The organism is Nostoc sp. LEGE 06077 (assembly GCF_015207705.1).
Lineage (GTDB): Bacteria > Cyanobacteriota > Cyanobacteriia > Cyanobacteriales > Nostocaceae > Nostoc_B.
In genome coordinates, this window is record NZ_JADEWI010000001.1 from 278,789 (window position 1) to 296,679 (window position 17,891).

11 protein-coding genes are annotated in these 17,891 nt (G+C 39.6%); 8 read left to right on the forward strand and 3 right to left on the reverse strand.

Annotated features, from left to right (window positions below; translation table 11 throughout):
* Positions 1–59 precede the first annotated feature (59 nt).
* From trpE to IQ244_RS01285, 3 genes are all read left to right on the forward strand, one after another.
* On the forward strand, positions 60–1,577 hold the full coding sequence (gene trpE, locus IQ244_RS01275) for an anthranilate synthase component I (RefSeq protein WP_193889242.1): 1,518 nt from the start codon (positions 60–62) through the stop codon (positions 1,575–1,577).
* 416 nt (positions 1,578–1,993) lie between these two features.
* Positions 1,994–2,602, forward strand: coding sequence for a pentapeptide repeat-containing protein (locus IQ244_RS01280; RefSeq protein WP_322746011.1), 609 nt, complete (start codon positions 1,994–1,996; stop codon positions 2,600–2,602).
* A 26-nt stretch (positions 2,603–2,628) separates the two neighbouring features.
* Positions 2,629–3,585 carry a glycosyltransferase family 8 protein gene (locus IQ244_RS01285; RefSeq protein ID WP_193889243.1) on the forward strand — a complete coding sequence of 319 codons (957 nt, stop codon included), beginning with the start codon at positions 2,629–2,631 and terminating at the stop codon, positions 3,583–3,585.
* Positions 3,586–3,689: 104 nt separating this feature from the next.
* Here IQ244_RS01285 and IQ244_RS01290 read toward each other — a convergent pair whose 3' ends face one another.
* The 3 genes from IQ244_RS01290 to yidD all read right to left on the reverse strand — a co-directional run bounded on the left by IQ244_RS01290 (position 3,690) and on the right by yidD (position 5,880).
* Positions 3,690–4,049, reverse strand: coding sequence for a hypothetical protein (locus IQ244_RS01290; protein ID WP_322746012.1), 360 nt, complete (start codon positions 4,047–4,049; stop codon positions 3,690–3,692).
* 329 nt (positions 4,050–4,378) lie between these two features.
* Positions 4,379–5,233, reverse strand: coding sequence for a DUF4114 domain-containing protein (locus tag IQ244_RS01295; protein ID WP_193889244.1), 855 nt, complete (start codon positions 5,231–5,233; stop codon positions 4,379–4,381).
* 344 nt (positions 5,234–5,577) lie between these two features.
* Complete coding sequence (gene yidD / locus IQ244_RS01300) at positions 5,578–5,880, reverse strand: membrane protein insertion efficiency factor YidD (RefSeq protein ID WP_193889245.1); 303 nt, start codon at positions 5,878–5,880, stop codon at positions 5,578–5,580.
* Between the two features lie 61 nt (positions 5,881–5,941).
* Here yidD and IQ244_RS01305 point away from each other — a divergent pair, with 61 nt between their 5' ends.
* The 5 genes from IQ244_RS01305 (at position 5,942) to IQ244_RS01325 (ending at position 17,866) form a co-directional block, all read left to right on the forward strand.
* Positions 5,942–6,649, forward strand: coding sequence for a diacylglycerol/polyprenol kinase family protein (locus IQ244_RS01305; RefSeq protein ID WP_193889246.1), 708 nt, complete (start codon positions 5,942–5,944; stop codon positions 6,647–6,649).
* Between the two features lie 1,156 nt (positions 6,650–7,805).
* A complete protein-coding gene (locus IQ244_RS01310; protein WP_193889247.1) occupies positions 7,806–9,626 on the forward strand; it encodes an HlyD family efflux transporter periplasmic adaptor subunit in 1,821 nt (606 codons plus the stop codon).
* 82 nt (positions 9,627–9,708) lie between these two features.
* The gene (locus tag IQ244_RS01315; protein WP_193889248.1) at positions 9,709–11,883 is read left to right on the forward strand and encodes a peptidase domain-containing ABC transporter; all 2,175 of its coding nucleotides are present in this window, start codon (positions 9,709–9,711) and stop codon (positions 11,881–11,883) included.
* A gap of 151 nt (positions 11,884–12,034) precedes the next feature.
* The gene (locus IQ244_RS01320) at positions 12,035–12,280 is read left to right on the forward strand and encodes a hypothetical protein (protein ID WP_193889249.1); all 246 of its coding nucleotides are present in this window, start codon (positions 12,035–12,037) and stop codon (positions 12,278–12,280) included.
* 219 nt (positions 12,281–12,499) lie between these two features.
* On the forward strand, positions 12,500–17,866 hold the full coding sequence (locus tag IQ244_RS01325) for an AAA family ATPase (RefSeq protein ID WP_228058662.1): 5,367 nt from the start codon (positions 12,500–12,502) through the stop codon (positions 17,864–17,866).
* The last annotated feature ends 25 nt before the right edge of the window (positions 17,867–17,891 follow it).

Below are 17,891 nucleotides of genomic sequence, written 5' to 3' on the forward strand. Positions count from 1 at the left end.
GCCTTGATGCGGAACTCTTTATCCTGCCCAGTCCCTAATCGTCCATTCCATAACAGCTTATGATTTTTCCCGATTTCTCTGATTTTGCTCAATTAGCTTCTCAAGGTAACTTTGTCCCGGTGTATCAAGAATGGGTAGCAGATTTAGATACACCAGTCTCTGCATGGTACAAAGTTTGTGCTGGACAGCCCTACAGCTTTTTGTTGGAATCGGTGGAAGGCGGTGAAAAAATCGGACGCTACAGTTTCGTCGGGTGCGATCCGCTATGGGTGTTGGAAGCCAGAGGCGAAACAACCACCCAGACACACCGTGATGGTTCACAAGTTGTGTTTGCTGGTGATCCTTTTACAGCCTTAGCCCAATGTCTTGAGCCTTATCAACCTATCAAGTTACCCCAACTACCGCCAGGAATTGGGGGGTTATTTGGTTTTTGGGGTTATGAATTGATTAACTGGATCGAACCGCGTGTCCCAGTCCATCCCCAAGATGAGCGCAACATCCCCGATGGGTTATGGATGCAGATAGACCAATTAATTATTTTTGACCAAGTAAAGCGGAAAATTTGGGCGATCGCTTATGCTGATTTACGTGACCCGAATGTAGATTTACAAGCAGCGTATCAAACAGCCTGCGATCGCGTGACTAATCTGGTCACTAAGTTATCTCTACCAGTGTCGCCGCAAAAAACAATCCTGGAATGGACACCTCCCGGTAATCAAAAAGCAGAAAACACCGAATTAGAGTACACCAGCAACTTCACCCGCCCAGAATTCTGCGCCAGCGTCCAAAAGGCTAAAGACTACATCAAAGCTGGTGATATCTTCCAAGTTGTTATTTCCCAGCGACTCTCTACAGAATACACAGGCGACCCCTTTGCCCTTTACCGTTCGCTGCGGCAAATTAATCCTTCGCCTTACATGGCTTATTTTAACTTTCAGGATTGGCAGATTATCGGTTCCAGTCCCGAAGTTATGGTGAAAGCCGAACGTGACCCCGATGAGGGCATTATCGCCACAGTCCGCCCTATTGCCGGCACACGTCCACGGGGTAAAACCACCAAAGAAGATGCAGCCTTCGCCGAAGATTTACTGCAAGACCCCAAGGAAATTGCTGAACACGTTATGTTAGTTGACTTAGGACGGAACGATTTGGGGCGAGTTTGCCAAAGCGGTAGTGTTGTCGTGGATGAATTGATGGTCGTGGAACGTTACTCTCATGTGATGCACATTGTGAGTAATGTGGTAGGTAAATTAGCACGAAATAAAACTGCTTGGGATTTACTCAAAGCTTGTTTTCCCGCTGGGACAGTTAGCGGCGCACCCAAGATTCGGGCAATGGAAATTATCAACGAGTTAGAACCAAGTCGCCGGGGGGTGTATTCTGGCGTGTATGGCTATTACGATTTTGAAGGCCAATTAAATAGTGCGATCGCTATTCGCACTATGGTAGTACGCGATAACATCGTCAGTGTTCAAGCTGGTGCAGGTTTGGTAGCTGATTCTGAACCAGAAAAAGAATACGAAGAGACGCTAAATAAAGCTAGAGGACTATTAGTAGCCATTCGCTGTTTGCGATAAAGACACTTGCCAGATTTCGCCAAACTTCAAATAGAAATCTCGGACAATTAATGCTACGTTGCGAGAAATCCTTCCTAGGGGGGAAGCCTAAACCTTTACATAGATTTTTTCTCCAATCAAATCAGACTGCTGTAAGTAGAACGACTCAGGCAAACCAAAGTATGTGAAGAAAAATCAACTCTGCTAAAACCCTCTTCACTCCTGCCTCCTGCCTTTGCCACCGACTTACTTATCTCTCCTATAAATAGGAACTATCAACCTATAGCTGAGAAAATATTGTAGTTTTGTAACGTTTTTGTTATATTTCTTTACAGAGGATGAATTAATGCATTCCAGCATTTTTCCTCAGACTTTAAGTGCAAAGTCAGATCAGGTGTACAGTTATTGACCAATTTCAACTACATCAAGTTACATAAATGATCATTTGGAAGGCAGGCTGTATGGATGCTGATGAACTTCTCAGACGCTATCAGACAGGAGAGAGAAATTTCACTCAGATTTGCCTGCACTCAGTTAATCTTAGTGAAGTATGTTTAGCTGGGATTAATTTAGATCGGGCTAGTTTGGTGAACGTGACTCTATCTCATTCCAACCTGAGTGGAGCCAACCTCATTGAAGCAAATTTGGCTGCATCATGTCTGTGGAGAACTAATCTCAGTGGTGCTAACTTAATTTGGACAAACCTAAAAGCCGCTAATCTAATTCGGGCTAACCTGAGTAACGTAGACTTACATAAAGCTTCTCTACAGAAATCAGACCTACGTTTAGCAGATTTACAAAATGCTGACCTCAGTGGTGCAGATTTAAGTTATGCAGATTTGAGCTACGCTAACCTGAGTGGTGCTAACTTAGCGGGAGCAAATCTTCATGCGGTAAACTTAACTGGAGCCAACTTGAACAAAGCAGACTTAAGTTATGCCAGTCTCAAAAAAACCATCTTTTTCAAAGCTGATCTCAGTAATGTTGATTTGTCACAAGTAAACTTGAAAAAAGTTGATTTGTATGAAATACTGGTCAGCCAATAATTGATCAAATTGGCAACCAGGAATTGATGATTGCACAACAATACTCGGCAGCAAATCCATCTCGTTCAAACTCCCCATACTGTATTTTTTTGGCAGCGAGTATTCAGCACAATTGGGATTACGCTGCCAAAGGAATGCGAATCACCATTGAAAGCTGCCGTATTTCTAATCCTCATATTCCGATTGCTGTCATCATTGATGACGACTCATTAGCAGTTCGGGAATTATTTAAAGGCTGTGAAATCATCATTATTGATCCCGCAGAGCTAAAGTTAGGTTTGCGGACAGATTTAGGGATAGGAGTGTATTTTATATTTTATGTACATCTCCTCAGTCACTATCAAAAAGTTTTATATGTTGATGGAGATACACTTATATTTGGTGATTTAACTCCTCTATTTGAAATGGATGGACATTTATTAGCTAGGCGTTTTGACAGGAATTTATCAGTTGAATATGTGAATCCTGAAATTATTATGCAAAAGGAGGGTGTGCCTATCTCAACAGATTGTATTAATACTGGCGTAGTTCTATTTGATATGGAATATTGGAGTAATGGTAAATTACATCAAGAATTTCTCTCGTTAACAGCAGAGTATGGATGGAATTCTTTTAAAAATCCCGATCAAGGATTTTTAAATATAATTTGTTGGAGAAATGCCATTAAAGAAAAACTACCCGATATTTATAATACATTTATCTCCGAAATAGAAAAAAGTTCATCACATTACACTAAAGTTTCGGAAACTGGAATTTTATTTCCCTGTGTATCTAACGTAGATATTAAAATTATGCATTTTATCGGGCCGATTAAACCTTGGCATTTTGCTATACAAGGTTATTCTTTGCAAAGAATCTCTTACCGTTATTATGAACAATTTCTGCCTTGGCATACGCGGATATCCCAACACTTGCTTGTGTACCCAAACTTTATTTGGCGGAAGTTAAGCAGCCTTTTGAATAAAAACAGCAGTCCTGTTTGATTTACCAAATACTCTTGAACGGAAGAAATAGGTAATAGAACAGTTTATCCCTTTATTATGCAACACCAAAAATTTTAATTCATATCGCAACTATTAATATGAGGCTATAGCCAAAACTGGCGATCGCCTTCTACTGTACCTGGAGCAATTCCTTGTAACCGCCTATAAGCTATTTTGTCAGAACCGTATAATGGAACTGGTAAGCGAGGTTCTTTCAATGCCCCATGATGGAGCAACGTCAATTTAAGTGTCGCTTCTATTAGACTTTCAATTGATACTTGCTGTTCAGGATCGGGAATAACCTTTAAACGCAGAGGGTAAGGTAAACCCATTTTCTCAGACTTAACTTCAGGAGTGACTAAAATTACTTCATACTGTGATAAGCGATCGCTTAATCTAGTAAGAGAAAGCGATCGCTTGAGTTGTATACTGGCAGATACGAAAATATTTGAAAAAGTACGCAAAAAATTCAGTATTTTTTGACCACTCAGAAAAGAAAGTTTATTTAGTGACCCTGAAACAGTAGTGAGTAGTGAAATTGTAAACTTGTAAATCTATATTGATAGATGCGCCCTTGATATAGGCATCAAGTGGAAAAATGATAATGAAGAGTTGAAGCTTCAAAAGCTGACTAATCAAGTTATTAAAAATCCGAAATTCTACTAGTACAAGTCGGTGGAAATAAAGCACCCATGATAAATTGCTGAAAAGCGGACTCTAAGGGTTACTTCATTTCATACTACCCTTCGGGAACGCCAAGGGCGAACAGACTTTATACTTCAGCCTTTTTGTACTAGCTATTAGCTTTTTTCAGAGAACGGCGACGAGTTTTGAGTACACCAATTGCACCGATACCAACTAAGGCTAAGGTTGCGGAAGGTTCTGGAACACTAACACCTGTTAATGCAGCAGCATTTTTAGAACCAATATCTACGGCAAAAACGACATCATTATAATCTTTATCGCCGCCACCCCATAAATCTTCATAACCCAAAACTAAGAAGTTTTTGTACACATAAGTCATTACGTGTTGCAAACCATCTGGGTTAGTAGCTTCATTTAAGCCAAACACACCTTTAACAGTTTGCCCTTGTTTGTTTTTGCCGGAGATACCGCCATTGATATCATTAGAATGTAATAGGAAATCAAGTGTAGTACCAGCTTGGAATTTACCTAAGCTAACCCAGTCACCAATATTTAATGGGCTGTCTTGTTGGGTTTTATTAGCTAAAGCATCGTTAGGATTTGCACAAAACTCTTTAAAATTTTGAAAAGCACTGTCTTTGGTACTACAAGATGTATCGCCAAAGATTTTTCCTGTGGTGACTTTATCACCATCAGTTGCTTGAAAATCTAAACGGTTGCGATAACCACCAGCCGTTTCACCGATAAAGAATACTTTAGTATCGTGAGCATATTTCAGTGTCAGTTGAGATAAATCAACTTTATGCGCTCCAATTGTCTCAGGTGCTAAGTAACGAGATTCTTTACCAACGAAATCTTTAAAGCCTTGGATATTATCTTTAAAATCGGACGGGGCTTCATTTCTGCTTTGGATGTTAACCGCATTTGCTGGTGTAGCAGATACCCACAAACCAGTTACTAAAGTTGTTGCAGCGAGTAATTTAGTGAACAATGAGTGTTTCATAGCTTGCCTTTTTAGAATCACGAATCCATTTGTAAAGGATTAGCCATGAATGTGTCCAGTTTATTTTAGAGACTTGTTCACTTTTTTATATTGAAAGCATTTAATAAAAACTAATTACAAAACTTATGTATATACACTGGAAATACAATCATCAACGTTAATTATTTAAAGTGATTTTTAAAGGAATAATTACTGAACAAATACGAAAGTAAAAGTACGCAAGTACAATTTTTATTCATCCGCAAGTGTTGATAAATCAAGCTATTTTTCACTTTTTTCCTCATCAAGCAATTCACTGCTCAAGTGGGAAGGCTGTAGAGATTGCGGATGACAGCAAAAGGTTTTTAGTGATTTCGCGGTTTTGGTTGAGTTTCATTTTCAGAATTCAATTGAGTGTGACTACAACAATCTTGTTGTTTTGTTTCCGATGGTGCGATTTCTGGTACTGGGTCATAACCGCCTGGGTGAAATGGATGACAACGCAAGATGCGCCAAATTGCCATCCAGCCACCGCGTACCACTCCAAACCGCTCAATTGCTTGGATAGCGTACATAGAACAAGTTGGCTGAAAGCGACAAGTTGGGGGAAACAACGGCGAGATAAACATTCTGTAACCCCGAATTAGCCATATAAATAATATTTTCATTTCTGTTGCCCAAATCTTATAAATTAGAAACAAGGGTAAAAATTTTTAGCGTGTACCATCCTTGTTAACTCTGATCCTTGGTTTAACATCAATTCCCCCTTTGTGGCTGCAAATTACCATAGTTGCAGTTTGGGTATTGTTTATCCTTCTAGTTTCATGGGTGGTAAGTCGGGTTGCTACTGATGATTCCGAAATAGTCAGGAAAATAGTTCATATTGGTACTGGCAATGTGATTTTGTTAGCTTGGTGGCTAGATATCCCGGCGAGTGTAGGCATTACAGCTTCGATTTTAGCGAGTATTGTGACTTTGTTATCTTATCGATTGCCGATTTTACCGGGAATTAACAGTGTTGGTCGCCAAAGCTTAGGAACGTTTTTTTATGCTGTGAGTTTTGGTATTTTAGTTGGGTGGTTCTGGTATTTGCAACAACCCCAATATGCGGCGATAGGTATTATGGCGATGACTTGGGGAGATGGTCTAGCTGCATTGGTTGGTCAACGCGTTGGTAAACATAAGTATAAAGTTTTTGGGGCAAGTAAAAGCTGGGAAGGCTCTTTGACGATGACCTTAGCCAGCTACGTGGTTAGTAGTTTAATTTTGCTAGGTGTGCAAGGAAATATCTGGCAAGTTTGGCTGGTATCATTGGTTGTAGCGATCGCAGCTACTGGTCTAGAGGCTATTTCCTTTTTGGGTGTTGATAATTTAACTGTTCCGTTAGGTAGTGCCAGCCTGGCCTTTGTATTAATGCAACTATTGTTAGCTAACTAAACTGAGAAAGAATTTAGTGAATATTTATCGAAGCAGGAGGCAGAAGTGAAGAGGATTTTAGCATAGTTACTTTTTCTTCACATATAGGAATCATATTTGATTTGGAGAAAAAAACTCAGTATACCTCTGTTATTTCTTATCCTGTTCCCTGTCCTCACAGATCACTTTTTCAGCAAACCCTACTTAATTGGGTGACTTATGTTTTGCTTCAATACACCCGATAATTTAAGGTTTGTTGTATAAATAATCTCTTCACGACAAAAACTGGAATTATTCACCAGGAAGTACGATTTTTTCTTGCAGGCTACTAGGATATGTTGAACACATAAAAGATTTTTTTATATCTACTGCGAGTAGTAAAACTATTGTTTTTATTTCTATCTATAGATTTATGATTTCCTGACAAACAGTGCTTATAGTTGGTTACTTAGGTGGTCAATCCACCAAACGTAAATGAGGCTAACAATCATGTCACATCCAATATTTGTTTCAGAGTTGTTGAGCGAGTTACATAATCAACGACTAAAAGTATTTGCTGCTGGTACATATGAGATCTGGCAATTTTTGCGCTGAATAATTTCTATGATATTAGCTATCTCTGCGCTCTTTGTAATTATGAGTGCTTTGATAGTGCTAAAGGTAATTTTGGCAATTGTTTTGCCCTTATTAAGAAGAGGGGAGAGGAGATATTTATTGCTCGCTCAAGGTAAGTGAGGCCTTTGAATGAGTCTGAGCATTCTCCTCTATTTTCTCTCCGCGTTGCCCACGTTAGAGATATGAGAAAAGTTATTGTTGTGCTTGTTTGGCACACTTTTCTCCTCCCCCATAATTGATTATAAAGGATTATTTGTGATGATGTTGCCTGCTTTTTATTAAGGGAATTTAGGCAATAATTGCTCTGAGCGATCGCATTACGGCTAAAATCGGCAATTTGCTTATTTTTTCGCTATGGGGTACACACAATTTTGTCTAAATATTCTTTTTTACTTCTTGCTAAAGATAGCTAGTTTATCATATCTGAAATTGGCAATCAGATGATGAAGCGCATCACTAAAAAAATTATTTATCGTTCATCCTAACGGTAAAGATAAATAATTTCGAGTTATTTATGCAAGCTTCAGTTTATATATCAATCTCAAAAACAAGGTGCAAGATAGTGAATTTATTACGCACTCAGTCAAACTATGCTGATAGTAGTTTTCGTGACCTGAATTCAGAACAACTCCCTATATTTGATGTGAATGAATTTATCCCCAGTATCGGTAAATGGATTACTGTTGCTGGGAGCGTAATGATCAGTATTGTTGTGCTGGGAGTAACTTTAGCTTCGATTCTTAAATACAATGTCACAGTTAAAGTTCCGGCAACAATTCGACCTTTAGGAGAACTGAAAATTGTTGAGTCTGCTATTACTGGAACTGTGCTGAAAATCGATGCGAAAGATAATCAGATAGTTAAACAAGGCCAAGCGATCGCCTATGTTGATGATTCGCAACTGCAAAATCAGAAAAGCCAGCAACAAAGTAGTATTCAAAAAGGTAAATTACAACTCAGTCAAATTGATGCTCAACTAAGTGAAATTAATCTGCAACTGGCGGCGCAAACAGAATTAATGAACCGGACGATTCTCGCGGCGCAAGCAGAATTAAGTGGGACTGAACGCAACTATCAAGATCAGCGAATTAAAGCTTTTGCGGAAATGACGCAAGCACAAACAGCTTTGACTTTAGCAAAATTACAAAAAGACCGATTACGGCGAGAAAAACTCTTAACTACGACTGTGCAGGAAACAGAAGCCGCCTTATCGTTAGCTAGAGTGCAACGCGATCGCTTGCAGCGAGAAAAATTAATCCAATCAACGGTGCAAGCAGCGGAAACTGCCTTGAAAATCGCCCAACAGCAAAAAGATAGATTACAGCGTGATCAACTTTTAACGGTTACTGTGCAAGAAGCCGAAGCAGCTTTACAAATGGCGAAGCTACAACGCGATCGCTTGCAGTCGATAGTAGCACTAGGAGCCGTGCCACTTAATTTATTTGAAGAAAAAGCGCAAGCAGTCAAGGAAGCGGAAGCTAAATTAGTACAAACCAAAGCCAATACGAAAAATCTTCTGGAAGACAAAGAACAAGCGGTGATTTCGGCGCAAGCTAAACTTGCTCAAGCTCAAGAAAATGCCAAAAATAGTTTAGAAGAAAAAGTACAAGCCGTCAAAGTGGCGGAAACTAAGTTAGAACAAGCCAAAGCCAATGCGAAAGATAGCTTAGAAGAAAAAGATCAAGCACTGACAATTGCTGAAACCAACTTAATTAAAGTGAAAACTGCACTCAATCCTAGTGATTCGCCTGTAGCTGTCGCGTCTGCGCGTATTCAGCAAGAACAGGCGAAAAAAGCAGCAGATATAGCGGCTTTGAAAAAGGAAAGAGAAACCTTGCTTCAGCAACGCACAGAATTTCACAAACAATTAGACAGCACACAAAAACAACTGCAACAAACCGAAAATGACTTGAGTAAGACTGTAATTCGCGCGCCGAGTGAGGGAATTTTGTTGCAATTTAAACTCCGCAACCCTGGACAAATTGTACAACCCAGTGAAGCGATCGCCCAGATTGCGCCCCTCGATGCACCATTGCAAATCAAAGCGAGAGTACCCGCGCAAGATATCGACAAGGTAAAAGCAAATCAACAAGTACAAATGCAGATTTCGGCTTGTCCTTATCCAGATTACGGCACACTTCAGGGTACTGTAACCACAATCGCGCCAGATGCTTTAGCTGTACAAAAAAACGTTACATCGCCTACTTTACAGCCAGCGCCAGCTTATGAAGTGACAATTGTACCGCAAACTTCATTTGTTGGTAGAGGCGATCGCCAATGTCATCTCAAACCTGGAATGGAAGGACGCGCTGATATTATTTCTCGTCAAGAAACTGTTATGCAGTTCATTCTGCGAAAGGCGAGATTTATTGCAGATATTTAAAAGGCAGACGGCAGAAGGCAAAAGGCAAAAGGCAAAAGGCAGAAGGTATAAAAAAAGTTTTTTATCTTAATTACGAATTATTATGTTTGGTTTATTTAAACGCCAGAAGAAATATCAGTGTGTTTTACAATCTAGTGAAGAGGACTGTGGAGCCGCGTGTCTAGTTAGCATTTGCAAACATTACGGACGCTTCTTAAGCATGAGTAAAAGCCGAGAAGCGGTAGGCACTGGACATTTAGGCACTACTTTATTAGGACTCAAACGCGGCTGTGAGACGTTGGGATTTAATGCCAGAGCCGTTAAAGCTGCACCAGCGATCGCAGATAGAATTACAGAAATTAATTTACCTGCAATTATTCATTGGCGCGGCTATCACTGGGTTGTGCTGTACGGTAAGCGGGGGAAAAAGTATGTAATTGGTGATCCGGCGATCGGTTTACGCTATGTTAGCCGCGAAGAATTAACTGATGCTTGGAATGGAGTGATGCTCTTACTAGAGCCTGATCCGACGCGGTTTTTTGTACAGTTTCCTGAAGAAACAAAGCAGGGTTTAGGACGATTTTTTCAGCGTGTCTTGCCTTATCGCAGTTTGCTGAGTCAGGTATTACTCATCAATATTGTTTTAGGTGTACTGGCGCTTGGTAGTCCGGTTTTGCTGCAACTATTAACTGATGATGTTTTAGTTCGGGGAGATACACAGTTACTTACGGTTGTGATCTCAGCCGTTATTATTAGTAGCTTATTTAGTAGTAGTTTGCAAGTTGTACAATCCATGATGATTGCTCATTTTGGGCAACGCTTGCAATTAGGATTGGTAATGGAGTTTGCGCGAAAAATTCTTCAGTTACCTTTGAGTTATTATGAATCGCGCCGCAGTGGGGAAATTTCGAGCCGATTAAGAGATATTGATGAAATTAATCAGTTAGTATCGCAAATCGTCATTTTATTACCCAGTCAGTTTTTTATTGCGGTAATTTCTTTCAGTATTATGCTGTTTTATAGTTGGCAGCTAACAATGGCAGTGATTTTAGTTGCTTTATTAATTACAGCATCCACTTTACCTTTTTTGCCAATTCTCCAACAAAAAACTCGCAGCTTGTTGGTTTTGGGTGCAGAAAATCAAGGTGTGTTAGTAGAAACATTTAAAGGCGCACAGGTAATTAAAACGACGAATGCTGCTCCGCAATTTTGGGATGAATTTCAAAGTCGTTTTGGTCGTTTAGCACATCTCACATTTAGTACTATTCAAATTGGTATTATTAACGGGACTGTTGCGAGATTAATTTCAACTATTGGTGGGGTGGTTTTATTAGGATTTGGTAGCTTATTAGTGATTCAGGGACAATTAAGTATTGGTCAAATCTTAGCTTTTAATGCTTTACAAGTTAATGTTTTAAATTTAATTAACTCTTTAGTTGGTTTTGGGGATGAATATTTTCGTTCGCAAACGGCTGTTTCTCGGCTTTTGGAAGTAATTGAAGCCACACCAGAAGTTATTGGCGGGAGTCCCAAACCAACTGTACAAATACCAGCGGATGCAGATATTCGGTTTTCCCAAGTCACCTTTCATCATGCTGGGAGGGTTGATTTGTTAGAAGAATTTTCTCTGAAACTCCCTGGGGGAAATGTGATTGCTTTGATTGGGAAATCAGGGTGCGGGAAAAGTTCTTTAGCAAAACTCATCGCGGGGTTGTATGAGTTAAATTCGGGAAATATTCGCATTGGTTTTTATAATATTCAAGATATTGCCCTGGATTGTCTACGCCAACAAGTAGTTTATGTACCGCAAGAACCGCATTTTTGGAGTCGTTCTATTTTAGATAACTTTCGCTTAGGTACTCCCCATATTTCTTTTGAGGAAGTTGTCAAAGCTTGTGAGATTGCGGATGCAGATAATTTTATTAGTCAACTGCCAAATAATTATCAAACTGTGTTAGGAGAGTTTGGTGCTAATCTCTCTGGGGGACAACGACAAAGATTAGCGATCGCCAGAGGAATTCTCACCAATCCACCTATATTGATTTTAGATGAAGCTACAGCCGGACTTGACCCTGTAAGCGAAGCGCAAGTCTTAGATAATTTGTTAGCATACCGCCAAGGTAAAACCACAATTTTAATTACTCATCGTCCGAGTGTAGTGCATCGTGCTGATTGGATTGTTATGCTCGATCAAGGTCAAGTGCAACTACAAGGTACACTAGAAACATTTCTTTCTCAACAAGGAGAACATTTAAAGTTTTTATCTTTTTTAAAATAGCAAATGCTCTTAATTTTGGGTGCAAACTAAACCAAAAGAATGAGTAAAAAGCAAATAAACTATAACCAGAGAATAATTTATTCAAGAATAAAATAATCAATAATCAAAGCATAGGTTTTATCTACCTATTAACTAAGTGAGGCAAACAATCATGTCAAATAAATTCATCACATCTACTTTATTTGTTGACTTATCAACAGAAGAACAGCAGCTTTTATCTGGTGGACAAGCTGGTGGAAGACCGATATCCGGTGGAAGACCAACTTATGGTGGACAATTCCCCTCGGACGGACAACCATCATATCCATCTGATGGAAATGAGTCTCGCCGTTATCCCAAATACATCTGTCGTCCTGTTTACAGTAATGATGGCGGTAACTACGGCGGCGGACAATAAAAACTAGGGGTTTAAGCTTAAACGCTGGGTAATTACCCACAATTTTAGAGAGTTTATTCTAGCTCAGTGCGGCTAAAACACTGAGCTTTTTGTATTTTGAGCGAAATGCCTTGATTTTAGGTAGTCTTGCTGAACCTAATTCAGAAAAACTAATACAGCACTCTTGTCACTTTTAAAAGCGTGCAAACTATACTGGTTAGGCTGGTAAAAATAGCTCTGATGCTTGAGCAATCTATGATCGCACTGGAAGGGTACAAAATCTTAAAAGAACTGTATGATAGCCCTCGTTCTCAGGTGTATCAAGGGTACCGAGAATCCGATCGCCAACCAGTGGTGTTGAAATTATTGCGGGAGGAATATCCTACCCCAGAAGCGATCGCTCGGTTTAAACTTGAATACGAACTGACACGCCGCTTTCAAGTTCCGGGAATTATCCAAGCCTACAGCGTCGAAAAATATAAAAATTCTCTCGTTCTAGTTTTAGAAGATTTTGGTGGACAACCGCTGCGGAGTTTCCTCAATCAACAATCTCTGGGGCTGGAGAATTTTCTGCACATTGCAATTCAAGTTGCAGCGGCTTTAGGTGCAATTCATCAGCAACAAATTATTCATAAAGATATTAATCCAGCTAATATTCTCCTCAATTCCCAAACACAACAGACAAAGATTATTGATTTTGGCATTGCAACACTGTTGTCCAAAGAAAATCCTACTTTACTTAATCTGAATATCTTAGAAGGAACGCTGGCGTACATTTCGCCGGAACAAACAGGGAGGATGAATCGGGCGATTGATTATCGCAGCGATTTTTATTCTTTGGGGGTGACATTTTATGAACTACTCACACAACAATTACCATTTATTAGTGAAGATCCAGTAGAACTCGTCCACAGTCACATTGCTAAACAAGTAACTCCTCCCCAGAAAATAAATCCGCAAATTCCTTCAGTTCTGTCTCAAATAGTGATGAAATTACTAGAAAAGACGGCGGAAGACAGATATCAAAGCGCCTTTGGTTTGCAAGTAGATTTACAGCAATGCCTCGATTTATTCATCACCACAGGGGAAATTACATCTTTTGCATTAGGAGAGAAAGATAGTTCTGATAGATTTCAAATTCCCCAAAAACTTTACGGACGAGAACAAGAAGTTACAGATTTACTCATAGCTTTTGATCGGGCTAGTCATGGACAAAGCGAAGTTATGTTGATTGCGGGTTATTCCGGGATTGGTAAATCAGCTTTAGTGCAGGAAATTTACAAACCAATTACCCAAAAGCGGGGATATTTCATCTCCGGTAAGTTTGATCAGTTTCAACGGAATATTCCTTATAGTTCTTTAATTCAAGCCTTCACGGCTTTAATTCGTCAACTTTTAACGGCAACCGAAACAGAAATAAATATTTGGCGGGAAAAGTTATTAAATGCTTTGGGTGATAATGGCCAGGTCATTATTGACGTAATTTCGGAAGTAGAACTGATTATTGGGAAGCAACCACCTGTTGTGGAACTACCACCACAAGAAGCGCAAAATCGGTTTAATTTGGTTTTCCAAAACTTTATTACAGTCTTTACCCAAAAAGAACATCCTTTAGTGATGTTTTTGGATGATTTGCAATGGGCGGATAGTGCATCTTTGCAATTAATTGAGTTGTTAACTAGTCAGTTAGACAGCCGCTATTTGTTGTTGATTGGTGCTTATCGAGATCATGAAGTAGATTCCACCCATCCATTGCGGAGTGCGATCGCTTCTTTAGAATCAGCCGGGGTAATCATTCATGAAATCACCTTAACACCGTTAGAACTGCCGCAAATTCATGCACTCTTGAGTGATACCTTTAATAGTCATGATTGGGCGAAGTTAACGCCTTTAGCACAACTGTTACAGCAGAAAACTAACGGCAATCCCTTCTTCATGAATGAATTCCTCAAGTCGCTGTATGCAGAAGGATTACTGCAATTTGATTTTCAGCGGCGTGAATGGGATTGGCAACTTAGCCAAATTCAGGCGGCGCAAATTACCGATAACGTTGTGGAATTGATGGCGGGTAAAATTCAAAAACTGCCGACAGCTTCTCAGCAAGCCTTAAAGTTAGCTTCTTGTATTGGTAATCAATTTGATTTAAAAACCTTGGCAATTGTCCAAGAAAAATCTTTGCCAGAAACAGCCGCAGAGTTATGGGAAGCGGTGGAAATGGGGTTAATTTTCCCTCAAGGTAACGACTATCAATTATTACAAGTGGGCGATCTCGAAGTTGCCGCTAACTTAACAAATTTAGATGTTGTCTACAAATTCTTACACGATCGCGTCCAGCAAGCAGCTTATTCACTGATTCCTACCAAAGAAAAACAAGCAGTTCATTTGCAAATTGGACAACTGTTATTACAAAACGTCACCACCGCAGAACAAGAAGAAAAGATTTTTGATATTGTTAACCAATTAAATTTTGGCTTGGATTTAATCACAGATGCAACACAGCGACAGCAATTAGCCCAGTTAAATTTGACAGCGGGAAACAAAGCTAAAGCCTCCGCGGCTTACGAACCTGCGTTGGAATACCTCACAACGGGAATTAACTGTTTAACAGCAACAAGTTGGCAACAACATTATTCTCTGGCTTTATCTCTGCACGAAGCCGCCGTGGAAGCAGCTTATTTGGCGGCGGCGTTTGAATATATGGACGAATTAATTGAAGTGGTGTTACGTCACGCCCAAACAACAATTGATCAAGTCCAAGTATATAGCATCAAAATTCAATCTCTCGTCGCCAGAGATGAATTATTAACAGCTGCAAAATTAGGTTTGCAAGTTCTCAAACTGTTGGGGGTGCCTTTAGCAGCTAACCCTGGACAATTGCAAATTCTTTTGGGACTGTTGAAAACTAAACTGGCGTTGACTGGTAGACAGGTGCAAACCTTAGCTGATTTACCCAGACTGGCTAACCCGACTAAATTAGCGGCTATTCGCATCTTAGCGAGTATCGCTTCATCAACTTATCTCGCAGCGCCAAACTTGTTTCCTTTAACTGTGTTTAAACAGGTGGAACTCTCAGCCATACATGGTAACGCGCCAGAATCAGCTTTTGCTTATGCTACTTATGGCTTGATTTTGTGTGGTGTAGTGGGAGATTTAACAGGGGGATATGAGTTTGGTGAGTTAGCGTTAAAACTGATAGAACGTTTTAACGCCAAAAATCTACAAGCCAGAGTGCTGTTTGTTGTGAATAGTTTTGTGCGTCACTGGCGCGAACCAATTGCTAATACCTTACCTGCATTGCAAATTGCGTTTCAAGTTGGCCGAGATACAGGTGATACTGAATATGCCGCTTTTGCTGCGAATGTTGGTACTAGTCACAGTTATTTTTGTGGTCAAGATTTAAAAGAAGTAGATAAAAGTTTAGCTAATTATCTCGAAGTAATTCAGAAGTTTAAGAAAAAGCCAGTTTTTGATTTAATTCAAATTTATCGTCAGGCGATCGCCAATTTGCAGGGTAAAAATCCCAATCCCTGTGAGTTAGTTGGGGAGTTTTACAATACAACTACAACGTTACCCCTACATATCGAGACTAATTATCGCACAGCAACTTTTACTGTGTACACTCATCTTTTAACACTAAATTATTACTTTGAAGACTACAATACAGCTTGCCAAAATGCTGAATTAGCAATACCTTATTTAGATGCTGTAGTGGCATTATTCATCATTGGTTGGTTCAACTTTTATGATTCTTTAGCGCGGTTAGCCTTAGCATCAACAAAAACTGTAACGGAAAGGCAAATCTTACTCAAGCAGGTAACAGCAAATCAGAAAAAACTAAAAACTTGGGCGCAATCTGCACCAAGTAACTACGCCCATAAATTAGCATTAGTTGAAGCAGAATGGCATCGAGTCCACAGCGAAACAGCAGAGGCGATCGCTTGTTATGATCTTGCCATTACTTTAGCCCAAGAAAACAACTATCCTAACGAAGCGGCTTTAGCAAATGAATTAGCCGCCAAGTTTTATCTTGCCCAAAATAAACAGAAGGTAGCGCAAGGATATATGCAAGATGCTGCCTATCTTTATTTACAATGGGGCGCAACTGCTAAAGTTAAATATCTAGAAACTCAATATCCCCAACTGTTAAGCCGCAAGACAGAAAGAATCACCATCCCCCATCTTTCTAGCAAAAACACCAACGCCAACAGTGTCACAAGTAGCAGCGGTTCCGCCTCACTAGATTTGATGACGGTAATGAAAGCCTCGCAAACTTTATCAGGAGAAATTAAGTTAGATAAATTGCTGGCTAACTTAATGCAAATTTTAATGGAAAATGCTGGAGCGCAGCGAGGGTTTTTGTTATTAGAAACCAAAGGTAAATTTTTAATTGAAGCCCAAGCCAGCGTTGAGCAAAATGATATTCAGGTATTGGAATCACTAACAATTGAAGATAGCCAGATTTTATCTGTGGCAATTGTGAATTATGTTATCCGTACCAGAACTAGTGTAGTGCTTAACGATGCTGCCCGCAAAGGCGAATTTATCCGCGATGCTTACATTCGCCAATTTCAACCGCGATCGCTTTTATGTGCGCCCTTAATTAACCAAGGCAAACTTACAGGTATTATCTATTTAGAAAATAACTTAACAACAGGCGCATTTACTCCTGATCGTTTAGAGTTACTTAACTTACTTTCCGCGCAGGCGGCGATTTCTATTGAAAACGCTCGTTTATACACCGACTTAGCCGCCCTCAACCAAGCTTACGAACGCTTTGTTCCCCGTCAATTTCTGCAATTTCTCAATAAAAAAAGTATTGTTGATGTGCAGTTAGGCGATCAAGTCCAGCGAGAAATGTCAGTATTATTTACCGATATTCGTTCCTTCACTACTTTATCAGAAACTTTAACACCCGCCGAAAACTTTCAATTTATCAACTCATATTTGAGTTGTATGGAACCAATCATTATTCAACATAATGGTTTCATTGATAAATATATTGGCGATGCCATCATGGCTTTATTTGCGGGAAATGCCGATGATGCAGTACAAGCCGGCATTGCCATGTTACAAGCGTTAGTAACTTATAATCAAGAACGGCAAACCCAAGGTAAAACCCCCATTCAAATTGGCATTGGTATTAACACTGGTTCATTGATTTTAGGCACAGTTGGCGGATTTAATCGCATGGATGGAACAGTAATTAGTGATGCTGTAAATTTAGCCTCAAGAATAGAAGGCTTAACAAAAACATTCAACACACCATTATTAATTACAGACCAAACATTTCAACGGTTAAAAAATTGCGATCGCTCTTATATTCGCATAGTTGGACAGGTAAAAGTCAAAGGTAAAATTACGGCTGTGACTGTTCATGAAGTATTTACCGCCGATGTTGCAGAAGTTTGCCAAGGTAAATTAGTAACTAAAGAATTGTTTACCGCAGCACTGACACTTTACGAAGCACAACAATTTACCTTAGCCGCCCAACATTTTCAAAATTGCTTACAACAAAACCCCTTAGATCAAGTCGCGCAAATTTATCTCAATCTTTGTCAATCAGAATTAAAGCTTTCAACTATTTTGCCAGAAGAGATTAAGTTATAAAAATTTGTTTTTTTATATTGTAGTA

Bases quoted from the DNA above. Each gene is read 5' to 3' on its own strand.
- trpE (WP_193889242.1), top strand. From the start codon at position 60: ATGATTTTTCCCGATTTCTCTGATTTTGCTCAATTAGCTTCTCAAGGT.
- IQ244_RS01280 (WP_322746011.1), top strand. From the start codon at position 1,994: ATGATCATTTGGAAGGCAGGCTGTATGGATGCTGATGAACTTCTCAGA.
- IQ244_RS01285 (WP_193889243.1), top strand. From the start codon at position 2,629: ATGATTGCACAACAATACTCGGCAGCAAATCCATCTCGTTCAAACTCC.
- IQ244_RS01295 (WP_193889244.1), bottom strand. From the start codon at position 5,233: ATGAAACACTCATTGTTCACTAAATTACTCGCTGCAACAACTTTAGTA.
- yidD (WP_193889245.1), bottom strand. From the start codon at position 5,880: ATGAAAATATTATTTATATGGCTAATTCGGGGTTACAGAATGTTTATC.
- IQ244_RS01315 (WP_193889248.1), top strand. From the start codon at position 9,709: ATGTTTGGTTTATTTAAACGCCAGAAGAAATATCAGTGTGTTTTACAA.
- IQ244_RS01320 (WP_193889249.1), top strand. From the start codon at position 12,035: ATGTCAAATAAATTCATCACATCTACTTTATTTGTTGACTTATCAACA.
- IQ244_RS01325 (WP_228058662.1), top strand. From the start codon at position 12,500: ATGCTTGAGCAATCTATGATCGCACTGGAAGGGTACAAAATCTTAAAA.